Source organism: Methanocella sp., from assembly GCF_035506375.1.
In the GTDB taxonomy this organism is placed as follows: Archaea; Halobacteriota; Methanocellia; order Methanocellales; family Methanocellaceae; genus Methanocella.
This window is the reverse complement of the sequence record NZ_DATJPM010000031.1, coordinates 1-23,082: the sequence shown is the minus strand read 5'-3', so window position 1 is coordinate 23,082 and position 23,082 is coordinate 1. Positions and strand designations below refer to the sequence as shown.

Annotated in this window: 21 protein-coding genes; 10 read left to right on the top strand and 11 right to left on the bottom strand. The window is 59.2% G+C overall.

What is annotated here, in order from left to right; translation table 11 throughout:
• From VMC84_RS03580 to carA, 3 genes are all read right to left on the bottom strand, one after another.
• The coding region (locus tag VMC84_RS03580) for a hypothetical protein (RefSeq protein ID WP_325378218.1) at positions 1–182 on the bottom strand (182 nt) is incomplete at its 3' end.
• 103 nt (positions 183–285) lie between these two features.
• Positions 286–3,540, bottom strand: a complete 3,255-nt coding sequence (gene carB, locus VMC84_RS03575) for a carbamoyl-phosphate synthase large subunit (protein WP_325378215.1) — start codon at positions 3,538–3,540, stop codon at positions 286–288.
• Positions 3,540–4,607 carry a glutamine-hydrolyzing carbamoyl-phosphate synthase small subunit gene (gene carA, locus VMC84_RS03570; RefSeq protein WP_325378213.1) on the bottom strand — a complete coding sequence of 356 codons (1,068 nt, stop codon included), beginning with the start codon at positions 4,605–4,607 and terminating at the stop codon, positions 3,540–3,542. The genes carB and carA overlap by 1 nt, the downstream gene beginning before the upstream one ends.
• A gap of 247 nt (positions 4,608–4,854) precedes the next feature.
• Between carA and fba the strand changes: the two genes are divergently transcribed.
• From fba to VMC84_RS03555, 3 genes are all read left to right on the top strand, one after another.
• Positions 4,855–5,778, top strand: coding sequence for a class II fructose-1,6-bisphosphate aldolase (fba, locus tag VMC84_RS03565; protein WP_325378211.1), 924 nt, complete (start codon positions 4,855–4,857; stop codon positions 5,776–5,778).
• A gap of 2 nt (positions 5,779–5,780) precedes the next feature.
• Positions 5,781–6,818, top strand: coding sequence for an ATP-dependent 6-phosphofructokinase (locus VMC84_RS03560; RefSeq protein ID WP_325378209.1), 1,038 nt, complete (start codon positions 5,781–5,783; stop codon positions 6,816–6,818).
• 157 nt (positions 6,819–6,975) lie between these two features.
• The gene (locus VMC84_RS03555) at positions 6,976–8,106 is read left to right on the top strand and encodes a virginiamycin B lyase family protein (protein WP_325378208.1); all 1,131 of its coding nucleotides are present in this window, start codon (positions 6,976–6,978) and stop codon (positions 8,104–8,106) included.
• Here the strand turns inward: VMC84_RS03555 and VMC84_RS03550 are convergent.
• The 4 genes from VMC84_RS03550 to VMC84_RS03535 form a co-directional block, all read right to left on the bottom strand.
• Positions 8,103–8,972 (bottom strand): class I SAM-dependent methyltransferase family protein, encoded by an 870-nt coding sequence (locus VMC84_RS03550; RefSeq protein ID WP_325378206.1) that lies wholly within the window; start codon positions 8,970–8,972, stop codon positions 8,103–8,105. The two genes, VMC84_RS03555 and VMC84_RS03550, sit on opposite strands and share 4 nt — an antisense overlap.
• Entirely contained in the window at positions 8,959–10,035 is a 1,077-nt protein-coding gene (locus VMC84_RS03545) for a 60S ribosomal export protein NMD3 (RefSeq protein WP_325378204.1), read from the bottom strand. Before VMC84_RS03545 ends, VMC84_RS03550 begins: the two co-directional genes overlap by 14 nt.
• Before the next feature lie 66 nt (positions 10,036–10,101).
• Complete coding sequence (locus tag VMC84_RS03540; RefSeq protein WP_325378203.1) at positions 10,102–10,680, bottom strand: hypothetical protein; 579 nt, start codon at positions 10,678–10,680, stop codon at positions 10,102–10,104.
• A 175-nt stretch (positions 10,681–10,855) separates the two neighbouring features.
• Positions 10,856–11,602: a glycosyltransferase gene (locus VMC84_RS03535; protein ID WP_325378201.1), complete on the bottom strand. Its 747-nt coding sequence runs from the start codon at positions 11,600–11,602 to the stop codon at positions 10,856–10,858.
• Positions 11,603–11,685: 83 nt separating this feature from the next.
• Between VMC84_RS03535 and VMC84_RS03530 the strand changes: the two genes are divergently transcribed.
• Both VMC84_RS03530 and feoB read left to right on the top strand, forming a co-directional pair.
• Positions 11,686–12,339 carry a metal-dependent transcriptional regulator gene (locus VMC84_RS03530; RefSeq protein WP_325378199.1) on the top strand — a complete coding sequence of 218 codons (654 nt, stop codon included), beginning with the start codon at positions 11,686–11,688 and terminating at the stop codon, positions 12,337–12,339.
• Entirely contained in the window at positions 12,336–14,249 is a 1,914-nt protein-coding gene (gene feoB / locus VMC84_RS03525; RefSeq protein WP_325378197.1) for a ferrous iron transport protein B, read from the top strand. Before VMC84_RS03530 ends, feoB begins: the two co-directional genes overlap by 4 nt.
• Before the next feature lie 88 nt (positions 14,250–14,337).
• Here feoB and VMC84_RS03520 read toward each other — a convergent pair whose 3' ends face one another.
• Both VMC84_RS03520 and VMC84_RS03515 read right to left on the bottom strand, forming a co-directional pair.
• Positions 14,338–16,107 (bottom strand): ribosome biogenesis/translation initiation ATPase RLI, encoded by a 1,770-nt coding sequence (locus tag VMC84_RS03520; RefSeq protein ID WP_325378196.1) that lies wholly within the window; start codon positions 16,105–16,107, stop codon positions 14,338–14,340.
• 16 nt (positions 16,108–16,123) lie between these two features.
• Positions 16,124–16,498, bottom strand: coding sequence for a hypothetical protein (locus VMC84_RS03515; RefSeq protein ID WP_325378194.1), 375 nt, complete (start codon positions 16,496–16,498; stop codon positions 16,124–16,126).
• A gap of 157 nt (positions 16,499–16,655) precedes the next feature.
• Between VMC84_RS03515 and npdG the strand changes: the two genes are divergently transcribed.
• Together npdG and VMC84_RS03505 are read left to right on the top strand one after the other, a co-directional pair.
• A complete protein-coding gene (gene npdG / locus VMC84_RS03510) occupies positions 16,656–17,309 on the top strand; it encodes an NADPH-dependent F420 reductase (protein WP_325378192.1) in 654 nt (217 codons plus the stop codon).
• Positions 17,310–17,507: 198 nt separating this feature from the next.
• On the top strand, positions 17,508–18,398 hold the full coding sequence (locus tag VMC84_RS03505; RefSeq protein WP_325378190.1) for an Mrp/NBP35 family ATP-binding protein: 891 nt from the start codon (positions 17,508–17,510) through the stop codon (positions 18,396–18,398).
• Between the two features lie 154 nt (positions 18,399–18,552).
• On the opposite strand, the gene VMC84_RS03500 is transcribed toward VMC84_RS03505, so the two are convergent.
• Complete coding sequence (locus tag VMC84_RS03500; RefSeq protein ID WP_325378188.1) at positions 18,553–19,503, bottom strand: DHHA1 domain-containing protein; 951 nt, start codon at positions 19,501–19,503, stop codon at positions 18,553–18,555.
• Entirely contained in the window at positions 19,500–20,390 is an 891-nt protein-coding gene (locus tag VMC84_RS03495) for a ribose-phosphate diphosphokinase (protein WP_325378187.1), read from the bottom strand. Before VMC84_RS03495 ends, VMC84_RS03500 begins: the two co-directional genes overlap by 4 nt.
• 263 nt (positions 20,391–20,653) lie before the next feature.
• Here VMC84_RS03495 and VMC84_RS03490 point away from each other — a divergent pair, with 263 nt between their 5' ends.
• From VMC84_RS03490 to VMC84_RS03480, 3 genes are read left to right on the top strand one after another with little or no spacing between them, the layout of a single operon-like run.
• Positions 20,654–21,886 (top strand): translation initiation factor IF-2 subunit gamma, encoded by a 1,233-nt coding sequence (locus tag VMC84_RS03490; RefSeq protein ID WP_325378185.1) that lies wholly within the window; start codon positions 20,654–20,656, stop codon positions 21,884–21,886.
• A gap of 2 nt (positions 21,887–21,888) precedes the next feature.
• Positions 21,889–22,254, top strand: coding sequence for a DNA-binding protein (locus VMC84_RS03485; RefSeq protein WP_325378217.1), 366 nt, complete (start codon positions 21,889–21,891; stop codon positions 22,252–22,254).
• A 60-nt stretch (positions 22,255–22,314) separates the two neighbouring features.
• Positions 22,315–22,896 carry a DNA-directed RNA polymerase gene (locus tag VMC84_RS03480; protein WP_325378183.1) on the top strand — a complete coding sequence of 194 codons (582 nt, stop codon included), beginning with the start codon at positions 22,315–22,317 and terminating at the stop codon, positions 22,894–22,896.
• Positions 22,897–23,082 lie beyond the last annotated feature (186 nt).

Genomic DNA, 23,082 nt, shown 5'->3' with positions numbered 1-23,082 from the left:
GAGAAGAGCACCATCGAATAGACGAGCACGCCGATGCAGACGAGGCCCAGCACGTTGCCCAGGACGTTCGAAGGATCCATCGGCACGGCATAGACATACAGGGCGTACACCGAGCCCAGAAAGAGCAGGGTTGCGAACGGTATTCTCATCATCTCTAAAGTCCTCGTGTCCATGTCGACCAAAATCCTGGATAGTAGCGAATCCGGGGATATATTATCGCAGGTAATACATATCCTTTCTGATTTAGAGAAGGAAAAAACGGAAAAAGAAGTGAATGGCGCTGTATTACGCGGCCGGCTCTCTCGCCTTTGATGCGTCGGCGACGGGCGCGGGGGACGCGGTGCGGCCCAGGTACTCGTTCAGCGAGAGTATGCTCATCTTCCGCTTCCCCATGGCGGTGATGGCGTCGGCGGACGCCCGGACGGCCTGGATGGTGGTCAGGTAGGGGACGTCGAAGTCGATGGCGGCCCGCCGAATGCGGCTGCCGTCCTTCCTCGCCATCTTGGAGGTCGGCGTATTGATGATCAGGTCGACCTTGCCCCTTCTCATTAAATCGATGACGTTGGGGCTGCCCTCGTGGACCTTGCTGATGAGCGTCACCGGGATGCCCTGGGCTTCCAGGTACTTCTTGGTGCCCGTGGTGCCTATCAATTTTAAACCGCTGGAAGAGAGCATCTTTGCCAGCCGGGCCATCTCCTTCTTGTCCTCATCCCGGACGGATATGAAGACCGTGCCTTCGAGCGGAAGCGAGTTGAAGGCCGACTGCTCGGCCTTGAAGAACGCCGCGCCGAAGTCCGTATCGATGCCCATGACCTCGCCCGTCGAGCGCATCTCGGGGCCCAGCAGCGGGTCCGCGCCCGGCAGCTTATCGAAGGGCAGCACGACCTCCTTCACGGATACGTACTTCGGCTTCGGCTCCTCCGTGTAGCCCATGTCCTTTAATGAATATCCGATTATTACTTTAGCGGCTATCTTTGCGAGCGGCAGGCCCGTCGCCTTGCTCACGAACGGTATCGTCCGGGACGAGCGCGGGTTCGCTTCGAGGACGTAGACCTTGCCGTCCTTGAAGGCCATCTGGATGTTGACGCAGCCGATGACGTGCAGCGAGAGCGCGATCTTCCTCACGATGTCGCGCACCTGGTCCTGAACTTCCTTCGAGAGCGATTGCGGGGGAATGACGCATGCCGAGTCGCCAGAGTGGATGCCGGCTTCCTCGATGTGCTCCATGATGGCGCCGATCAATACGTCAGTGCCGTCGCTGACGGCGTCCACGTCGATCTCCGTGGCGTCCTCGAGGAAGTCGTCGATGAGCACCGGGTGCTTGCGGGATACTTTGACCGCCTCGGTCATGTACCTCTCCAGGTCGGCCTCGTCGTAGACGATCTCCATGGCCCTGCCGCCGAGAACGTATGACGGCCTCACGAGGATCGGGTAGCCGATGCGGGCCGCTTCGACCTTCGCCTCGTCCGTCGAGTAGGCGATGCCGTGCTCCGGCTGGAGGATGCCCATCTCCTTCATCATGCGGCCCCACAGGTCCCGGTCCTCGGCGATGTTCATGTTATCCGGGCTGGTGCCGATGATGATGGTGTTGAGGTCCTTGCGCCGGTTGAGCTCCATCTGGAGGGGTATGGCCATGTTGACGGAGGTCTGGCCGCCGAACTGGACCATGACTCCGTAGGGGCGCTCCTTTTCTATGATGTTCATCACGTGCTCGAGCGTGATGGGCTCGAAGAACAGCTTGTCGGACACGTCGAAGTCCGTCGAGACGGTCTCCGGGTTATTGTTGATGATGTGGGCCTCGATGCCCGACTCCCGGAGCGCATTCACGGCATGAACGGTGCAGTAGTCGAACTCGATTCCCTGGCCGATGCGGATGGGCCCGGCGCCGATGATGAGCACCTTCTTTTTATCGGTAGGGGTCAGCTCGCACTCCTGCTCGTATGAAGAATAATAGTATGGCGTCTTCGCGGCGAACTCGGCGGCGCAGGTGTCGACCATCTTAAAGGTGGGGATGATGCCGTACTTGTGGCGCATGTCGCTGATGGCTTCGGGCGAGGTGTTCCTTAGCTGGGCGATCCACTCGTCAGTGAAGCCCATGCGCTTCGCTTTTCTTAATATTTCCGGGTCGATATTCCCCTTGATCGTGTCGGCCATATCCACGATGTTCTTTATCTTGCGGATGAACCAGGGGTCGATGTTAGTAAGCTTGGCGATCTGGTCGATCGTGAAAGCGCCAGTCTGAAGCGCCTTATAGATGACGAACATGCGCTCGTGCGTTGGATTTTTAAGCAGGTCGGACATCTCGGCCCGGGACCAGTTCCCGTAGCCCCAGAACTCGCTGATGTCCAGCGAATTCAACGCCTTCTGGTACGCCTCTTCGTAAGTCCTTCCGATCGCCATGACCTCGCCCGTGGACTTCATGGACGTGGTGATGTGCTTATCGGCGTTCTTGAACTTGTCGAAGGGCCACCTGGGTATTTTTACGACGACGTAGTCGATGGTCGGCTCGAACGAGGCGGGGGTCTCCATGGTGACCTTATTCTGGATCTCGTCCAGCCGGAGGCCGATGGCGATCTTGGCGGCGATGCGTGCGATGGGGTAGCCGGTCGCCTTGCTTGCCAGCGCCGATGACCGTGAAACTCTTGGATTGACTTCCACGATCCTGTAGTCGCCGTCGTTCCAGGCGAACTGGATGTTACAGCCGCCCTCGATCCCGAGAGCGCGGATGATCTTGATGGCCGCCGAGCGGAGCGTCTGGTGGTCAGCGTCGGACAGCGTCTGCGACGGCGTGACGACGATGGACTCGCCGGTATGGATTCCCATCGGGTCGATGTTCTCCATGTTACAGATGGTGATGCAGGTATCGCTGGCGTCCCGCATGACCTCGTACTCGAACTCCTTCCAGCCGAGAACGCTCTCCTCGACGAGGATCTGGTGGATGCGGGACTTGTTGAGGCCTAGCTCTGCGATGTGCCGGACGTCCTGGACGGTGTGGGCCACGCCGCTGCCCGTGCCGCCCAGCGTGAAAGCCGACCTGATAATGAGGGGTAATCCTAGCTTATCGATGACGGCGACGGCCTCGTCCACGGTGTGGCAGGCGTAGGACCTCGGCACCTTCTCGCCGATGGCCTCCATGGCGTGCTTGAACCGGTCCCGGTCTTCGGTATCATAGATGGCCTTCAGCGGGGTGCCCAGTATTTTAACGTTATATTTCTCGAGCACGCCCATCTCGGCAAGCTCCGACGTGATGTTCAGGCCGGTCTGGCCGCCGAGGCCCGCTAAAATGCCGTCCGGGCGCTCCCGCTCGATGATCTGGGCGACCACGTCGGGCGTTATGGGCTCGATGTAGACGGCGTCCGCCGACTCGGGGTCCGTCATGATAGTCGCCGGGTTAGAATTCACTAAAACGACCTCGATGCCTTCCTCTCTCAGAGAGCGGCATGCCTGGCTGCCCGAAAAGTCGAACTCGGCCGCCTGGCCGATTAAAATAGGGCCGCTGCCGATGAGCAGCACTTTTTTGACGTCCTGTCGCCTGGGCATTACCACTCACCTGCCTTTTTCAGTAACGTATCGAAGAACCAGTTCGTATCCCGGGGCCCGGGGCTCGCCTCCGGGTGGTACTGGACGCTCATGATGCGCATCTTATCATTCTTCATCCCCTCGACCGTGCCGTCGTTGGCGTTGACCTGCGTCATTTGCAAACCGGTCCCCTCGACGCTCTTCGGGTCGACGGCATAGCCGTGGTTCTGGCTGGTGATATAGACCTTTTTGTCGATGAGGTCGATTACCGGCTGGTTGGCGCCACGGTGGCCGAATTTGAGCTTATAGGTGCTGGCGCCCATGGCCAGCCCGATGATCTGGTGCCCGAGACAGATGCCGAACACGGGAAGCTGCCCCGCTGCTTGCCTGGCCACTGAGATGCCGTTCTTCGCGTCCTGCGGGTCGCCGGGGCCGTTAGACAGTAATATTACGTCCGGCTTATAATCCTTGATGGCTTCGTAAGACGTATTCGCCGGCACAACGATCACGTACGCGTTCCTGCGCGCCAGGCTGTTGATGATGTTCCTCTTGGCGCCGAAGTCCATGACGACGACCCTCGGGCCGCTGCCCTTGATCTCGTAGGGCTGCCGGCAGGTGACCTTCTCGACGAGCAGCGGGTCCGGCCTGGAGTTCTTCGCCAGCTCGACGGCCCTCTCGCCGTCGTCGCTGCCGACGATGAGCGCGGAACGCATGGTGCCGTAGGTCCGGGTCTTTATGGTGAGCATGCGCGTGTCCACTTCGGCGATGCCCGATATTTTCTCGTCAGTAAGGAAGGCGTCCAGGGACCTCTTAAAGCGCGGGTGAGACGGATGGGCGCATTTCTCACGGACAACCAGAGCCTCGGCCTTGATGCCGTCCGACTGGAAGTTGGCGTCGTTGACGCCATAGTTACCGATTAAAGGATAAGTGAAAAGAAGAATCTGGCCCTTATACGAAGGGTCGGTGAGCGCTTCCTCGTAGCCGGTGTACGGAGTCGCAAAAACCAGTTCGCCGAGGGTCGTGCCTTCGCGGCCGAACCCTTCCCCGGGCACGCAGGTGCCGTCTTCCAACCCTAATACTGCCTTCATGATTCTCGATACCTGTGCTACATATCCGCATTTTGGTTATATATTTTGCGATGCGCGGCACGAGGCAAAATCCGGCCACCAATCAGCCGGTTTGGTTTTTTCCGCCGCGCATATAGGACGCGTTTTTTTACCCGGCCGGTATAATGAGATTAATGCCGTCGAGACGGGAAAAGCAGGGCCCTGTCTAAAAAACGATAAATATCCGGCATTTCATAGACTAATATGCATAGCAATGGAGAATAACCGTATGATATTTGCCACTCTCAAGGAGGTCCTGGACAGGGCCAGGGCCGGTAAGTACGCCGTCGGGGCGTTCAACATCAACGACATGGAGATCGCGAAAGCCATTGGCGGGGCCGCGAAAGAGGAAAGATCGCCCGTGATTTTAGCCGTATCTCCGAGCGCCATTAAGTACGCCGGCATCGAGTACATTTACGAGATCGCGCGGGTGACGGCCGATAATTCGGGCGTTCCCACCGTGCTGCACCTGGACCACGGCACTAGCTTCGACGACTGCATCCAGTGCATCCGCTACGGGTGGTCGTCCGTCATGTTCGACGGCTCGAAGCTGCCGTTCGAGGAGAACGTGAAGCAGACCGCCGACATCGTGCGCATCGCCCACGCGGCGGGCGTGTCGGTGGAGGCCGAGCTGGGTAAATTAGCGGGCGTGGAGGGGCATGTCTCCGTGGAGGAGAAGGACGCGATCTTCACGAACCCCGGGGAGGCGAAGCTCTTCGTGGACAGGACGGGCGTGGACGCCCTGGCCGTGGCCATAGGCACGTCACACGGCGCCTACAAGTTCAAGGGCGAGGCGAACCTGGACTTCCCGAGGCTGGAGAATATCGAGAAGCTCGTGAACATGCCGATCGTTTTGCATGGCGCCTCGGGCGTCCCGAAGTACGTGCTGGACAAGGCCGCGAAGTACGGTGCAAAGCTGCCGGGCGCGGCCGGGGTCCCCAACGATGCCATCAAGACGGCCATCAGCCTGGGCGTGGCCAAGATCAACATCGACACGGACATCCGGCTGGCCATGACCGCGGCCATACGCCAGGTGCTCGCCGAGAAGCCGGAGGAGTTCGATCCGCGCAAGATATTCGGCCCCGCGGAGGACGCCATGAAGGCCGTGGCGAAGGGCAAGATGCAATTATTCGGAAGCTCGGGGAGGGCGTAGGCATGTCGGACATTAAGAAAATTGGCATTTTAACGGGCGGCGGCGACTGCCCGGGCCTGAACGCGGTGATCCGCGCCGTCGTGTTCAAGGCGAGCGAGTACGGCTGGCAGGTCATGGGCGTCCGGTACGGCTGGAAGGGCATGCTCAACGCGGACGCAATTACACTTACAAAGGCGGACGTGAAGGACATCCTGCCGCTGGGCGGCACCATCCTGAAGACCTCAAGGACGAACCCGTACAAGGTCGACGGCGGCGAGGCGAAGGTCCTGGAGAACGCCCGTAAATTAAACATCGACTGTTTAGTGGCTGTTGGCGGCGAGGACACGCTGGGCGTGGCCAACAAGCTCACGAAGGCGGGCCTGAAGTGCGTGGGCGTCCCCAAGACCATCGACAACGACCTGGGCGCCACCGATTACACGTTCGGCTACCAGACCGCCGTCCAGATCGCCTCGGACTCCATGGACCGGCTTCACACGACCGCGAAAAGCCATGACCGCGTCCTGGTCTGCGAGATCATGGGCCGGCACGCCGGCTGGATGACCGTGGACGCGGGCACGTCGGCCAGCGCCCACTGGATCTTCACCCCCGAAATTAAGGGCAGCGTCGGCGACTGCTGTAAAATGCTCAAAGAGCGCTACGCGAGGGGCGACAAATACGGCATCATCGCCGTCGCCGAGGGCTCCGAGTTCAGCGACCTCGACGTGAAGGCCGCTTCGCAGTCGACCGATGCCTTCGGCCACGTGAGGCTCGGGGGCGTGGCGGAGACGCTGGCCAAGGAGATCGAGAAGTGCACGGGCATCGAGACGAGGCACGTCGTGCTAGGCCACACCCAGAGGGGCGGCTCGCCGCTGGCTTACGACCGCATCCTGGCAACTCGCCTGGGCTATAAGGCCGCCGAGATGATCAAGGACGGCCAGTTCGCCATGATGTCGAGCCTCCGGGGCGAGAGGATCGATGCAGTGCCCATCGAGGAGGCCGTCAAGGCCCTCAAGACCGTGCCCCAGCAGTACTACGACGCCGCGAAGACGTTCTTCGGGTAAATAAAAGTCACTTTTCCTTTTTTCGTTTTGAATAAGTTTTAATGTTACTGCTTAAGTCTGCGAAGACCGTTCACGGGCTTGTATCTCTTTGCGGTCTGAATAGGTTGGAAGGACATTTAAATAAGGTTTATGTACCATTAGCCCGATTTTCTACTGAATGCTTAGAGAGAAACTGGCCACGCTGACACTACTATCGCTATTCCTGATTATGCTCATGCCCGTAGTGGCAGCCCAGAGCGCCCCCTCGATCGAGGAGTTCAAGTACCCGAACGGCACGACCATCGATGCCATGTGCGTGGACAGCCATGGCAATGTGTGGCTCGCCGAGAGCTCGCCCGCGTACCTCTTCAAGCTAGACTCAATGACCGGCAACTTCAGCCGCTACGTGATACCCACGGGCGGGGACACCATGTTCGCCGGCATGAGCGCCGAGGGCAGCGCGTATATATGGATGGCAGACGAGAGCGGGCAACAGATCATCGGCTACGACGTCAGTAAAAATAAATTCTATAACTTTACCTTTCCGCTGAAGCTCAACCCTATGGACGTCATCGCGCAGGACAACTACCTGTGGGTGGCCTGCAACATGGAGCTGGGCCGCATCGACATGGACACCAACGAGCTGAAGGACTTCTACGTGGACCGCTATGACGCCTCGCTGGCGGACCTGGCCATGGACCGCACGGGAAATATATGGTTCGTGGAATACTCGTCGGGCAAGGTGGGAGGGTACTCCCGCATGGACGACCGGGTCCACATATTCCCCATACCGGCGGCCGACTCGAAGCCCACGTGCCTGGGCATCGACTCCCAGGGCCGCCTCTGGTTCCTGGAGAGCGCGACTAACAAGCTTGGCATGTTCGACACGAGCCTGAATAGCTTTAAGGAGATCGACCTGCCCCGGCTGGATGGGAAGCAGGTGTACGGAAAGCGCCTGGCCGTGGACGCGGACGATAACGTCTGGCTCACGGATACGGCCAACGGCCGTGTCATTAAATATTACACGGTGAAGGACGTTTTCGTGCCCGTAAGCCTGAGCGGCAGCAAGTACTATCCCACGTTCATCGAGGCGGACGGTAACACGATATGGGTCGTCGAGAGCGGCGCCACTTCGCTCGCGAAGATACGGGCCGACCCGCTGTATGGCCTGGAGGCCACGCCCACGCCTACGGCCGCGCCCACCGAAGCCCCGAGCGCCACGCCCACGCCGAAGCCTTCGCCCGGGTTTGAGGCATTGGCTGTGCTGGGCGCAGTGTGTATCGCGGGAAAAAGTCTCATTAAGAATTAGTCGATGCGGGCGTCCACGACGACGTGCCACACGCCCGGCGAGTATTTCTTTACTTTTATCGTTTCCAGGATCTCGGCGCTCCGGCCTTGCACTTTAGCCGCATTTTTTATGTTCTCGATGGGCCGGCCGAACACGAGCTTATCCGGCGTGGTCTCGTGGTAATGTAAAATGCCACCCGGCCTCAGCGCCCGGATGCCCCAGGGCAGGTACTCCTGCGTCGTGCCCACGTAGCCCATGATGGCACGGTCCGCCCACCCTGCCGGCGTCTTCTCGCGGCAGTCGCCCGGTACGGGCTCGACGATATCCTCGACGTGGTTGAGCCGGACGTTCTCGCATAGATAGCCGTACGACTCCGGGTTCAGCTCGATGGCCAGTATCTTTTCGGGCCTGGCGTGGACGGCCATGGGCAGAGTAAAGTATCCTATTCCGGCGAACATGTCCACCACTTTTTCGCCCTTGCCCACGGTGCCCATCCGCTGCCGCTCGTAGAAGTTCCCCTGCGAGAACATGACCTTCGCCACGTCGAGCTTATAGACCACGTAGTTCTCCTTGTGCAGCGTCTCGGTGCCGTCGCCGGCCAGCTTCTCGAACACCGGCTGGCGGTACTCGCCCGCAATACGGTGGGTCTCCATAACGGTCTTACACCGAGGATACAGCTTCAAAAGGCCGTCGGCGATCAACGCCTTTTTGGGCTGAAGCACGGGAGGGACATGCACCAGCAATACCTCCCCGATGACCTGCCATCCCCGGGGAAGCGCCGCCAGCTCCTCCGCCGTTAAAAGATCCTTCAAAAGAGATGCCAGGGGGTCCGTCGGAACGGGAGTGCCCCGGCGCTCGTTGAACATCTTCGAGTTATTCTTCCCCACGGCCGCCTCCGGGCAGCAAGAACACGCCGTCCTTCGTTTTTATGACCCGCACGTCGTCGCCCGGCTTCTTATTGAGAAAAGTGGGGCGCTTGATGGTGAGGGGGACGTATGAGACGGGGTCCAGTATCTGGACCGAGTTCCCGTCCTCGGACACGAGCACCGTGGACGTGCCCTCGCCCGCGCTCGCCACCTTCTCGGGCTCCTCTTCGGCCTCGATGGAGGTGGAGAAGCCGCTGGCCAGGTCGGTGCCGGCGATGCGCCGCCCCACCTTCTCGACGAGCACCAGGCCGTTGTGCATGCGCACGATGTCGCCCGGGACAATGCCGGGCAGGCGCACGGCGAACGTTACCCGGTAGAGCCCTTTGCCCTCCTTTTCGCCCACGAGCTTTGGCGACTCGATTATGGTCCCGCCCATCTCGTTCACGATGGACCGCGAGATCTGCCTTGCCGAAGCGGTCGAGCCCATGTAAATGTCGGCGCCCTCGGGAAGCTCCATGATGTCGGACACGAACGCCAGCCGGTCGCCGGCCTTTTCGGCCCTGACCATGTTATCGTCCGCGATCTTCATGCACCGCGCTATCTCTTTCTTCGTCGGCAGCCGGCCGCTGGCCCGGATCTGTATGATGGCCTCGTAGTAGCCGCCCGCTATCCTCGAGCACACGTCGCACGTCTCCTTGCGGATGCGGGCCTCGACGTCCGCCTCGGTCTTCACGTGCCTGCCCTCGATGGCCCCCTCCACGGTGACGTGGGCCTTTAGGATGTTCGGGTTGACGAAATCGGAGGAGATGGTGACGGCCTGGTCCTTTACGTCCTTATTGACGTTAAGCAATAGCCGGATGTTTTTATTAGTCGCCTTTTTAACAAGCTCCTCGTACGTCTTCAGCTTCGTCGATACCCAGAGCTCGCCGACCTTATAGGACGGGCACTTGGCGCAGATGACCACCTCGATAACCCGGGGGATGTCGAAGACTACGTACTTCTCGGCGAAGCATGCCTCGCAGAGCCCCTCCTGCGTCGTCTCCCTGCCGCAGCGGGGACAAAATAGGCTGGAAGTAGTGACCATGACAATCTAACAGAGTCTATTTTAATACAAATATGTGATGGCTGCCGCGCGCCGGCGGCGGCCGGATCAAAACAGCATCAGGAAGCTTTCGCAGGTCTCGGGGCCCGCGCCCTTCAGGCAATACTCGCCCTCGACGAAGGACAGCTTGAGCTTTTCCCTGCCGTCGGACTTCAGGGCCCGGTCGATATATGCCCGGACGGAGTTATAGCCGCTCGCGATATCAACGAAGACCCGGGCGTTGTCCCGGATAGCCTCAAGCTGCGGCACGATGGCCGCGGCATCGGCCTTCGATACTTCGTTCGCGATGTCCCTTATGTCCTCGTCGCTGAGGAATGATACCATGTAAATATCGTAATCGAACAGCTTTTTCTTTATGTCGGGAAGCAGTGCCGCGGTGGCAGCCTCGCCGAGCAGGATCGCCTCGGAGAGCGACTCGAAAAGCTCGTCGTTGTACACCATCTCGCCTACTTTCTGCGCTGCAACGGCCCTGGCCGGAGCGCTCGTTTTCTTTACTGTTTTTGCCTTTACAACAGTAGTCTTAGGCTTCGCCTTGGGCTTCGGAGCCGTGGCTTTTTTAGCAGGCGCCTTCGGCTTCGCCGCCGCTTTCTCAGGCTTCGCCTTGGGCTTCTTGCTCGCCGTTACCATAGGACCATCTCCCTGGGATATTAAATATTGAATTTGGAAGTAATCATATTTAACCCTTAGTCTCCCTACGGCACGTTTTTTTCTATAATTTAGATTTTAGTACTTCCGTGTCAAAAAATCGAGCTTTTTGACATCTGTGGAGAAATCCACGATTTTATAATGAAATGCTCTCAGCCTACTCGCGGTGGATATAGTCGTCATACTTGCTCTCGCCGACCTTGACGGGCTCATAGCCTAGCCTCCGGCCCTGGGAGGCCTCGAACAGGTCCCCGTAGTACCTGAGCGTGCACAGGATGCCGTCCTGCTCCAGCCGCCGTGACGACGTGACGACCATCCGCCTCGGGATATATCTCGTCCGCCCCATCTTACGCAGCTTTATGCTCATGTCCAGGTCCTCGAGGTGGCAGAGCCGGAACCCGCCCAGCAGCTCGAAAGTATCGCGGCGCATGCACAGGTTGAACCCGGGCAGCGTGGCCGCGCAGAAGGCGCTGCGGAGCACGTAATACACGTTTGTCACGTATTCCGCGCCCATGAGCTTCGGGCTCCGGCGGGTGAACCTGAAGGCGCAGGAGGCCCCGAGCAGCCGATGGTCCCGGAAAGCCTCATAGACCGTGTCCAGGTATCCCGGAAGGGCGACCGTGTCCGAGTCTATGAAAACGAGAATATCGCCGGATGCGAGCCTGGCGCCCTCATTCCGGGCCCGTGCAGTCCCCCTCCCGGAACAGACGACCACCTTGTCCGTGTACTCCCTCGCGATGGCGACGGTCCCGTCCGTGCTGCCGGAGTCGGCGACGATGAGCTCGAAGGAGCGGCCCGTCCGCTGCGATACGATGGACTCGAGGCAGGCGCGGATGCGCTTTTCCTCGTTGAATGCCGGGACGATGACCGAGAAATCCATGATAGCCTCAGGGCAATCTTTCACGCTTCAAGGCATAAATCTTTAGCGGAAAAATATTTAAGTTTAGGCGTTCCTAATATGTTTAGGTATACCTAAAGGTGGTCAGGATGAGAAAGAACATCACGGAAGAGTACCTCGAGACGATACTGTACCTGACAAAGGGCGGCCGGATAGCCAAGACCAAGGACATTGCGGACTCCATGGGCATCAAGCCGCCCAGCGTGAGCGAGATGCTCGCCAAGCTGCACGAGCGGGGCTACGTGGAGTACCAGCCCTACGTGGGCGCCAGGCTGACGGAAAAGGGCCGCTCTGAAGCTGTTCAGATGGAGCGCAAGCACCAGCTCCTGGAGACGTTCCTGGTGGACACCCTGGGCGTGGAATTAAACAAGGCCCACGAGGAAGCCTGCGAGATGGAACACTCCATCTCGGACTCGACGGTCTCGAAGATCTGCGCATTCCTGGGCCACCCGAAGTTCTGCCCCGACGACCATTCCATTACGCCGGGCGAGTGCTGCGATAAGAGCGAGGAGTCTATACCGCTCACCGAGCTCAAAGAGGGCGAGAGCGGCACCATCAAGATCGTCCGCGTCGACCATCAAACCCGCGACTATCTGATCTCGCTGGGGTTCCTGCCCGACGTCCTGCTAAGCATTAAAAAGCGGCTCCCGTCAAACAGCCTGCTCGTCCGCATCAAGGGCTCTGAGATCGCCATCGGCGGCGACATCGCCGAGAAGATATACGTGAAAAAGGCCACCGCATGAAGCCAGTCAAGGTCGCGCTCATCGGGAACCCCACCGTGGGAAAGAGCTCTTTGTTTTCCCGGCTCACCGGCATCGGGGTCATCATCTCAAACTATCCCGGGACCACCGTCGAGGTGGCCCACGGCCGCATCGCCCACGACGGCGTGGATATCGACCTTTCTGACCTGCCGGGCGTGTACTCGCTTGACACGGACAGCTCCGAGGAGCGCACCGTGCTCGATTTTCTGCACGAGGAGAAGCCGGACGTCATCCTGAACGTCATCGACTCGACCCGCCTGGAGCGCAACCTGTACCTGACGCTGGAAGTCCTGGAGCTGGGCCTGCCCGTCGTCGTGGCGCTCAACATGGTGGAGGAGGCACACGCGCTGGGCATGGATATCGACGCGGAAGAACTGTCCCGCTTACTCGGCGTGCCCGTCATTCCTACGTATATCCACCGCGGCTCGGGGCTTGAAGAGCTGACGCACGCGCTGTTCCACCCGAGGATGCTGAAGCCGCGGCTGACCAGGTACGACCGCCACGTCGAGGCCTTCATCCGCCAGCTCATGGGCCTGCAGCTTGGCCTGACCCGCTATGAGGCAATACGCCTATTGTCGAACGCGCCCGAGTCCTCGAAGTACCCGGAAGGCGTCCGCACGGCCGCCGGGATGATGCGGAAACAGGTCGAGCAGAGCCATAACGAGCCTCTTGGCGAAATCCTCGCCGGGAACCGCTACGCCGAGGCGGGCCTCATCGCTAAAGCCGTTGTCCGGCAGCGGAAGCCTTCCCCGGAGGCATCGCTCCGGGAGCGCATCGACGACATCCTCATGAACCCTGTGTCCGGCTTCATCATCCTGGCGCTGGTCCTCCTTGGGATGCTGCTCATCGTGTTCCTGGTCGGCGGGTTCCTGGAGGACATCATCGCCCGGGAGTTTGCCATATACATCCTGAATCCCGCGACGGACGCCTTCACGGCCCATCCGCTCGCCCAGATCGTGGTCAAGTACACGCTCATCGGCATCCAGGCAGGCCTGAGCATAGTCGTGCCCTATATCATGACGTTTTACCTGCTCATGGCAGTGCTTGAAAACTCGGGGTACCTGACCCGTGCGGCATTTTTACTGGACGAGATCATGCACCGCTTCAAGCTCCATGGCCGGGCCATGATACCCCTAATCCTGGGCTTTGGCTGCAGCGTGCCGGCCATCATGTCCACGAAGACGCTGCAGACCAGACGGGAGCGCGTCATCACTTCGGCCATGGTCTGCCTGGTGCCCTGCTCGGCGCGCAGCGTCATCATCATGGGCCTCGTGGCCAAGTTCGTCTCCATCCCCGCGGCGCTTTCGATATACCTGCTCACGCTGATCCTCACGGTCATCATGGGCTTCGTCATGGGCAGGATCGTCAAGGGCGAGGAGACAGGCTTCGTCATGGAGATGGTGCCCCTCCGGGTCCCGCGGGCCAGGGACGTGATCGATAAGACGTGGGTGCAGATGAAGGAGTTCGTGTACGTGGCGTTTCCCCTGCTGGTAGCGGGCAGCGCCGCTCTCGGAGTGCTCCAGTACGCAGGCGTCCTGGACCTCGTGAACGCTCTCCTGGCCCCCGTGACCACGGGCATACTTGGGCTTCCGGCATACACGGCGACCGCCCTTATATTCGGCATCCTGAGGAAGGAGATGGCGCTTGAGACGCTGGCCGTGCTGGCCGGCACGTCCGTGGAGCACCTGAACATGGCCCTCACGCCCCTGCAGATGTACGTGTTCGGCGTTTTCACAACTATCTATATGCCCTGCATCGCCACCATCACCATGCTGGACCGCGTGGTGGGGCTAAAGGATACGTTACTAATTACAACTCTGACGATAGCCCTGGCGCTGGTCATCAGTGGCCTGATAGCTAACCTGGCGCCGCTGGTGATGGCGCTAATATAATTATAAGTTACAAAGGTCACTGAGGTACTATACTCACGATTATGGCCATTAGTCCACATTAAAACTAAAAAAAGGAGTTTTTAAATATCTACTCGACCTGGGGCATGTAATAGTACTCGCCGATCTTCTTCTGCTCCCGGTCCAGGTTCGACTCGGGCTTGTTGACGCGGGGCCGGCGGGTTTCCTCGTCCCTTCTAAAGGTTATGTCCAGGTTCGACAGGAAGCGGTTCATGCCCTCCCGCATCTCGAAGGGCCCGTGCACCTCGCCCCGCACGCCAGGCTCGCCGTCGAACACGAGCAGCCTGTCGGATAGCAGGTCGATCATGTAGATGTCGTGGTCGATGACGAGCATGGTGACGTCGTTGTTCTCGGCGAACCGCTTGATGACTTTCGTAGCCATGGTCCGCTGTTCGACGTCTAAATGCGCAGACGGCTCGTCGAGGATGAACATCTCGGCGTCCTTGCCCAGGCACGCGGCGATCGCCACGCGCTGAAGCTCGCCTCCGGACAGCTCATTCACATTGCAGTCCATGAGGCGCTGGATCTGCATGGGCACCAGAATCTCGCTGTTGTAGTAGCTCGTGTCGAACTTCTTGTTGATCGAGCCCAGGAGCGCGCCCACGGACATTTCCATGTCCGCCTTGACGTACTGGGGCTTATAGGATATCCTGACCTTGAAGTCGAGCTTGCCCGAGTCCGGCTCGAGCTCGCCCGCCAGCAGCCTGGCGAAGGTGCTCTTGCCGATGCCGTTGGGGCCGACGACGCCGACCACTTCACGCTTGCGAAGCTCGCCGCCCTTCACGTCCAGCCTGAACGTGCCCAGGGTCTTAGCGAACGACGGGAACTCCGTCAGGTTCTCCACCTCTTTCTGGGGCCGGGGCGCCTTGACCTCGAACTCGATGGGGGTCGGCCGGATACGGATGTTCTCCTCAGGCAGGTAGCCTCTCAGGTACTCGTTAATACCCACGCGCACGCCCTTGGGGTGAGTAATGACACCATAGCCGCCCGGCTCACCGTAGGCGACGTGGACGACGTCCGCTAAAAGATCAAGTATCGCCAGGTCGTGCTCGACGACCATGATGTTCTTCTCTTCGCCCATCCGCTTGATCATCCGGGCCATTTTAATCCTCTGGAATATGTCCAGGTAGGGCGTCACCTCGTCGAAGAAGTAGAAGTCCGCCTCCCGCATGGCGCACGCGGCGATGGCGACCCTCTGTAATTCGCCGCCCGACAGCTCGGTGATGTCCCTGTCGAGTATCACCTCCAGATCAAGCTCTCCGACCACTTCGTCGAATATCTTCCGCTCGTCCGTCTTTTTCAGCAGGTCGATGACCTTTCCCTTAAAGGCTTTCGGGATGAGGTCGATATACTGGGGCTTCTGGGCCGTCTTAATCTCCTTTCGGGAAACGCGGCGCATATAGTCCTGAAGCTCGGAGCCGGCGAAAAACTTATAGACGTCCTCCCAGGTCGCGTCGGCCTTGCCCAGGTTGGGCATCATCTGGCCCGACAGGATCTTCACCGCCGTGCTCTTGCCGATGCCGTTGACGCCCAGTATGCCGCTCACGCGGCCATGGGACGGGATGGGCAGGCCGTAGAGGGCAAAGCCGTTGACGCCATACCGGTGCGTAAGCTGGTCCGCCAGCCGGTCCGGAAGGCCGATGATCATGATGGCCTGCGTGGGGCACTTCTTGACGCAGATGCCGCAGCCGACGCACAGCTCCTCGGATATGACCGCCTTCCCATCCTCACCGAGCTTGACGGTCTCGTCCCCGGTGCGCACTTTAGGACAGTACTTGATGCACTCGGTGCTGCATTTTTTAGGATGGCAGCGGTCCTTCTCGATGATGGCTATTCTCATAATGATCGCTAGCTATTTAAAAAAACGGCCCGAACTGCGGGGCGGGCGCGCCGCTGACGTAGGGCATGCCGTTCATGATGATCGCCCAGCTAATGTACCAGAACGAGAAGGTCATGAACCCGACGTAGAACCAGGCTTTGAGGTCGAACTTACCGGACTCGATGCCCCATAGCGGGAATATGTACTTTTGAGCGTAAATGGCCAGCGCGAGGATCAGGAAAGAGAAGCTCTGGTGCGGCACGCTCAGCACGTAGGGGCTGGATATGAAGCCGGCCAATACCCCCAGGACTGCAGGTATGAAGGACATCTTAATGCCTCTCATGTGAAAGGCAATTCTATCATCTTTCGTCGGTTCCTTGATCTCTACCATGCAGCCTCCGCTTGAGAGCATAAGTATGCTACTACATTAAAATATTTTCTATGCCGCGCACTTTCTTTAATTTATATTTTGCATATTATATAAAGCTATAACTTCCAGCAGGCCGCGAACGTTTTATCGTCACCGGCGTAATATATGAGTGAAATAAAGTATTCGTTTCGGTGATATCATGAAGATAGCGATACTGGGCGGCACGGGGGATATCGGAGAAGGGCTGGCCTTAAGGCTGGCGCAAAAGCACCAGATCATCATAGGCTCCAGGGAAGCCGAGAAGGCGCAGGAGGCGGCGAATAACTATAATAAGCTTTTAAAGGAAAAAGGCATGAAGGACGACATCCGCGGCACGACGAACCTGGACGCGACTAAGAGCGCTGACCTGGTCATCCTGGCCGTCAAGTACCAGTTCGCCATCCCGACGCTGCAGGCGGTGAGCGATGTGCTGGACGGGAAGATCGTCGTCACGCCCATCGTGCCCATGTCGAAGCAGAAGCTGTGCGCCTATACGCCGCCCGAGCAGGGCAGCGCGGCGAAGCACATCTGCTCCGTCATGCCGCCGGAGATCCGGACGGTGGTGGCCTTCCAGACGCTCCCGGCGCCCCGGCTTGCGGACCTCGGCGATCCCCTGGGCTTCGACGTCATCGTGTGCGCGGACGACGAGGATGCCAAAAGGGTGGTCATGGGCCTGGTCTCGGACCTGGGCGACGTGCGCCCGCTCGACGGCGGCGGCCTGGAGGAGGCGGAGCTCGTCGAGTCGCTCACGCCGCTGCTCATCAACCTGGCAATTAAGAATAAAACGAAGCCCCTCTCCGTCAAGTTCGTCTGAGCGGCATTTCACCCTTAAAAATTTTTATTTTAGACGATGTTATTGTGTTTTATCGCTCCTGTATTTTAAGCTTAATAAGAGACGAAGGACACTCTGAGGCTTAAACGGCAAATTCAATATAGCTAGCGACGTAAAAAGATATTTAGTATAGACAGTTTATGTTAGAGACGTATCGCGATAATGAAGAGTTGAACCGACATGTCATCCACGAACGTTAACGAGGAGGCCTGCAGCACCTGTAAGGACGGCAAGGGCTCAAGCAAGTGCGACTCCTGCCCGTCCAGGCTGAAGCATGGCGAGCGGCCTGCCTGGGATGAGCGCATCATGAAGCGCCTCGAGGGCGTAAAGCGCCGCATCGCCATCGTGAGCGGCAAGGGCGGGGTGGGCAAGAGCACCGTCGCCGCGGGCCTGGCATTAAACTTATCCATGATGGGCTTCAAGGTAGGCGTTTTAGATGCGGATATCAGCGGCCCCAATATCCCCCATCTCCTAGGCCTCGAGGGCAAGAAGCTCATGGGCTCTGAGCTCGGCATTGAGCCCGTGCTGTCGAGGAACGGCATCAAGGTCGTCTCGTCGGAGATGGTCCTGACCTCCAGCGACACGGCCATGATCTGGCGCGGCCCGATGCGCACGACGCTGGTCAATCAGTTCGTGGCCGACGTCAACTGGGGCGCCCTCGACTACCTTCTCGTGGACCTGCCCCCGGGCACGGGCGACGAGCCCCTCAGCGTCATGCAGATGATGCCCCTGGACGGCCTTGTCATCGTGAGCACGTCCTCGAACCTCTCCATGCTCGACGTCTCCAAGATCATCACCATGGCACAGGAACTGAAGGTGCCGATCCTCGGCCTGGTAGAGAACATGTCCTACATGCAGTGCCCGGACTGCAACAAAAAGATCCGCCTCTTCGGAGAGAGCAAGGTCGAAAAGCTGGCGAAGAAGTACGGCCTGCCCCTCATCGGCGAAATCCCCCTGGATCCGCTGAACGCCGGCTCGGACGAGCTGCCCGCGGACGGCAAGTCGCTCATCGTTTCCGCAATCCGGCCCATCGCCGAGAAGATCGTGTATGCCGTAGAGCGCAAGTCATAAATTTTTATCTTTTAAGTGTTCTCGCTTTTCCGTTATGCCGCCTTTGAGTGTCCTTAACCACAGGGGCTCGGAGCGCACGGAGACTCACAGACCGTAGTTCCGAGGTTGTTATGGACCACTGTGGTGAACATATAACCCACTGTGGCCTCTGTGGTTATTTCCCGAGTGCCTTGCCGATGGCCTCGTCTAAATCCAGCAAGAACTGCTTCATGTTTGACTCGGGCACCCGGCCCCCGGCTGCCCGGGGGTGGCCTCCGCCGGTACCACCGTTCTTCGATGCCGTTTCGCCTATGAGCACATTCAGGTCGACGTTGCCGGTGCCCCGGGCGCTGATGTCGTAGGCATAGCGGTGGTCACGATACTCGGCCGCGAGGCCGACCTCGGCCCGGCCGTAGACGCGGGCGAAGATGGCCGCCTTGCCCATACAGCCGTTCATGTCCATCACGTAGGCGACGTTCCTGAGGCGCTTCACTTCCCGCTGGATGCGCTGGCGCATCTCGTCCTCGTGGCGGGCCGCGATGAGCGCGTTCTTCGCGAGCACGCCGATCTCCGAGGGGATGATATTCCGGGCAAGCTGTCGGACGACGCCGCGCTTGAAATCGTAGTCCCGGCGCCCGACCTCGATGCCCTGGGTCAGGGTCCCGGCCTGGTAGTACAGGCTCCGCTTATCCCAGTTATTTATCAGTTCCTGGGCCCCCGGCGACATATCCTCGTAGTCGCCGATGGCGCCGTACATGGCCACGCGACTCATGTCGGCGCTCAGCTCATTCTGGAAATAGTTGAACGTTAGCTCGGAGGCACTGGCATTATCGCTATGGAAGAGCCACTTCTCGGTGAAGCCAGGTGGAAGGGGGTGGTGGTCTATGTAGATGAGCTCGCTCTCCTTCACGATGGCCTCGAACTTGGCCTTCATCTGCTCGCTTCTCGGCCGGTTGATGGCGATGTCGCATACGATGATGCGGTCGTAGCCCAGGCCCTCGTCGATGTCCGAAAGGACGGACACGGGGTTCGTAAAAATAACGGGAGAATCACCGTTGGCCGCCAGCGCCAGGGCACCGCTGCAGATGCCGTCGCTGTCGCCATGGGTGAAGATCACGGTCTTCATAGGATTTCCTTCAGCTTCTGCGCGATGACGGGGCCGACGTCCACGCGGCTGAACTCGTTATTGATGGTATTCGTGGATATGAGGTACGTCGCCCCGGCCCTGTAGAGCCCGGCGGCCGCGTCCTCGCCGCTGAGCACGCCGTGCGTGAAGGCCGCGGCGATCTTATTGGCACCCTTAGCCCGGAGGGACTCGACGACCTTCTTGATCGTGTCGCCGGTGCTCACGATGTCGTCTATGATCAAGACGTCCTGGCCTTTAACGTCCAGCGTCTTCGGCCGGATCTCGATCTCGGTGGGCGAGATGCGGTTCTTTTCCAGCACGTCATAATGGCTGTCCAGCAGCTCGGCGGCCCGCTTCGCCCAGCGCTCCGACTCCGCGTCCGGGCCCACGACCACCGGCTTCTTCAAATATCGCCCGGACTCCTTCGCCAGCGCGTCCACGGCGCTCACCTCGTGGATCCTTATGGACGTCATGCCCGAAAGCTCCTGTAGCCCAAGGCGGTGCAAGTGGAGGTCAACGCTGACGATATCGTTCACCCCTGCCTTCTCCAGCATCCGGAGCATCGTCTTGACTGCGATGCCCTCGCCATCCATGTGGCGGGTATCCTGGCGCGTGTAGGCCAGATAGGGCACCACGGCCACGATCCTCTCGGCGCCAAGCTCTTTTAGCAGATCGGCTGTAAATTCCATCTCCATGAGCATCTCGTTCGGGTACGGATGCATGGTCTGCACGTAGACGACCGTGCCATTTATGGAAGGAGCGACCACATGCGTTTCCCCATCCGGGAATTTTTCCACGACCGGGAACAGTACCTTCGCGCCGAGTGCCTGCGCGATGCTCAGCGCCATGCCGGGATGGCTGGAGCCTGCTATGATAACGGGCGACATAATAGATTAATCTAGCATGATAAACCATTAAAAGCTTTCAGTTAAGACCATCCGGAACATAAATATACCGGCATGAAAATGCTAGTCTTTTTTTCTCGCCCAGGGATTAATCTTTCCCCGGGCCGGGACCTGCCCGGCATCCAAATGGCCGGGGACGATTCGCCGTAAGCCCATACAAATATACATATATAAGAAGTGATACTAAGTCGAGTGAAATAGATAAGAGACGTCTTAATTATCATTTTATCCGGAGGATCCAAAGTTTGCCACAACCCGTTGTCAACATCGGTATGGTGGGCCACGTCGACCACGGAAAGACGACGCTGGTCAGCGCCCTTTCCGGTGTATGGACCGATACCCATAGCGAGGAGCTAAAGAGAGGTATATCCATAAGGCTTGGATATGCCGACTGTACCTTTTATAAGTGTAAAAATTGTAACGAGCCCGAGTGCTACACCTCGAAGCCCGAATGCTCTGCCTGCGGGGCGAAGGACCTGGAAGTATTGAGGACCGTGTCATTCGTCGACTCGCCGGGCCACGAGACGCTCATGGCCACGATGCTTTCGGGCGCGGCCATCATGGACGGCGCCGTGCTGGTCATCGCGGCCAACGAGCCCTGCCCCCAGCCCCAGACGAAGGAGCATTTGATGGCGCTGGACATCATCGGCATAAAGAACGTCGTCATCGCCCAGAACAAGATCGACATCGTGAGCAGGGACGAGGCCATAAAGCACTATAACCAGATAAAGCAGTTCGTGAAGGGCACGGTGGCCGAGAACGCCCCGATCGTGCCCCTCTCCGCGCAGCAGAACATCAACATCGACGTGCTCATAAAGACCATCGAGGAGACCATCCCGACGCCGAAGCACGACCTGAATAAGCCGGGCATCATGCAGGTTGCCCGGTCCTTCGACGTCAACCGTCCCGGCGCCGTGCCGGCGAAGCTGAACGGCGGCGTGCTGGGCGGCACGATCTCCCAGGGCACGTTCAAGGTCAAGGACGATATCGAGATCCGCCCCGGCCGAAAGGTCGAGCACGAGGGCCGCACGAGGTGGGAGCCTATTTCTACTTCGGTGGTCAAGCTCGTCTACGGCGGCGATTCGGTGGAGGAGGCGACGCCGGGCGGCCTGCTGGCCGTCGGCACGAAGCTCGACCCCTCCATGACCAAGAGCGACGCCTTGGCCGGCCAGGTGGCCGGTAAGCCGGGCTCGCTGCCGCCGGTGTGGCAAAAGTTCGTCATGAAGACGAAGCTTCTCGAGCGGATCGTCGGCGTGGCGGACGAGGCGGCCATGGTTAAGGCGATATCCACGAGCGAGCCGCTCATGCTCAGCATCGGCACGTCCACGACCATCGGCGTCGTGACGTCGGCGAGAAAGGACGCGGCCGAAGTGGCCCTCAAGCGGCCGGTGTGCGCCGAAGTGGGCTCCAGGATCGCCATTAGCCGGCGCATTGGCGCCCGCTGGCGGCTCATCGGCGTAGGGGTCCTGACGAGTTGAAAGTGATCGTCGACACCAACGGCTTCATGGTACAGGCGCAGTTCGGGGTCGACGTGCTCGATGAGCTCGGGCGGCTGGGCTACGACGAATGCATCGTCCCCTCCTGCGTGCTCGACGAGCTAAAAACGCTGGAGAAGAAGGTCCGGGGCAAGGACCGGGCCGCGCTGGCAGTCGCCGCCGCGCTGGCGAAGCGCTGTAAAGCCGTGGAGTCGCCGGGCAACGCCGACGACGCCATCGTCCGGCTCGCAAAAGAGCTCGGCGCGGACGTGTTCACCAATGACGCCGAATTAAGAAAGCGCCTCCGGGGCGAGGGCGTCAAAACGGTGTTCATGCGCTCGAAGCATAAGCTCGAGACGGACTACGCGTGAAACCGATTCATTAATATAATTGAATGTAATCTTACAGGTGCGTTCAGGAAGGAAGAGATCATGTACAGGAAAGTCAGGCTTGTTGATATCATCAGGATACCGCCGCAGAGGCTGGAAGAAGACCTGGAGCAGGTCATCACCGAGACCATCAGGGATAAGCTGGAGGGCCGCATCGATAAGACGCTCGGCTCGATCGTGGCCGTGCTTGACATCGTCGACATCGGCGAGGGCCATATCCTCGTGGGCGACGGCGCCGTTTATTATGAGGTGACGTTCGATGCCATCTCCTACCGCCCGGAGCTCCAGGAGATCGTGGAGGGCGAAGTGGTCGAGATCGTGGCCTTCGGCGCATTCGTGAGCGTCGGCCCCATGGACTGCCTCGTGCACGTGAGCCAGGTAGCGGACGAGTTTATGTCTTACGACGAGAAGAACGCCCGCCTGGTTAGCAAAGATTCCAATCGCTCTTTAGGCGAGGGCGACAGCGTGCGGGCCCGCGTCGTGGCGGTCAGCCTCAACGAGCACGACCCCCGCGAGAGCAAGATCGGCCTCACGATGCGGCAGGTCGCGCTGGGCAAGCTCGAGTGGATCGAGGAGGACCAGCGCAAGAAGGGCGAGAAGCCCGAGAAGGCCAGGGCTTCGTAAGCCTGGCCACAATTCTTTTTTCTATAATTTTTGCTGTGTTGAATAAGTCAAGTTTTGTTAATTAGTAACGATTACTAAGCTAGTTAATTTTTAAAAAAAATTGCTGTGTTGAATTACTCCCGTATTTTAAGCTTTTTAAGGGCACGGAGGGCACTATTTTTCACCACAAAGGCACGAAGAGCACGG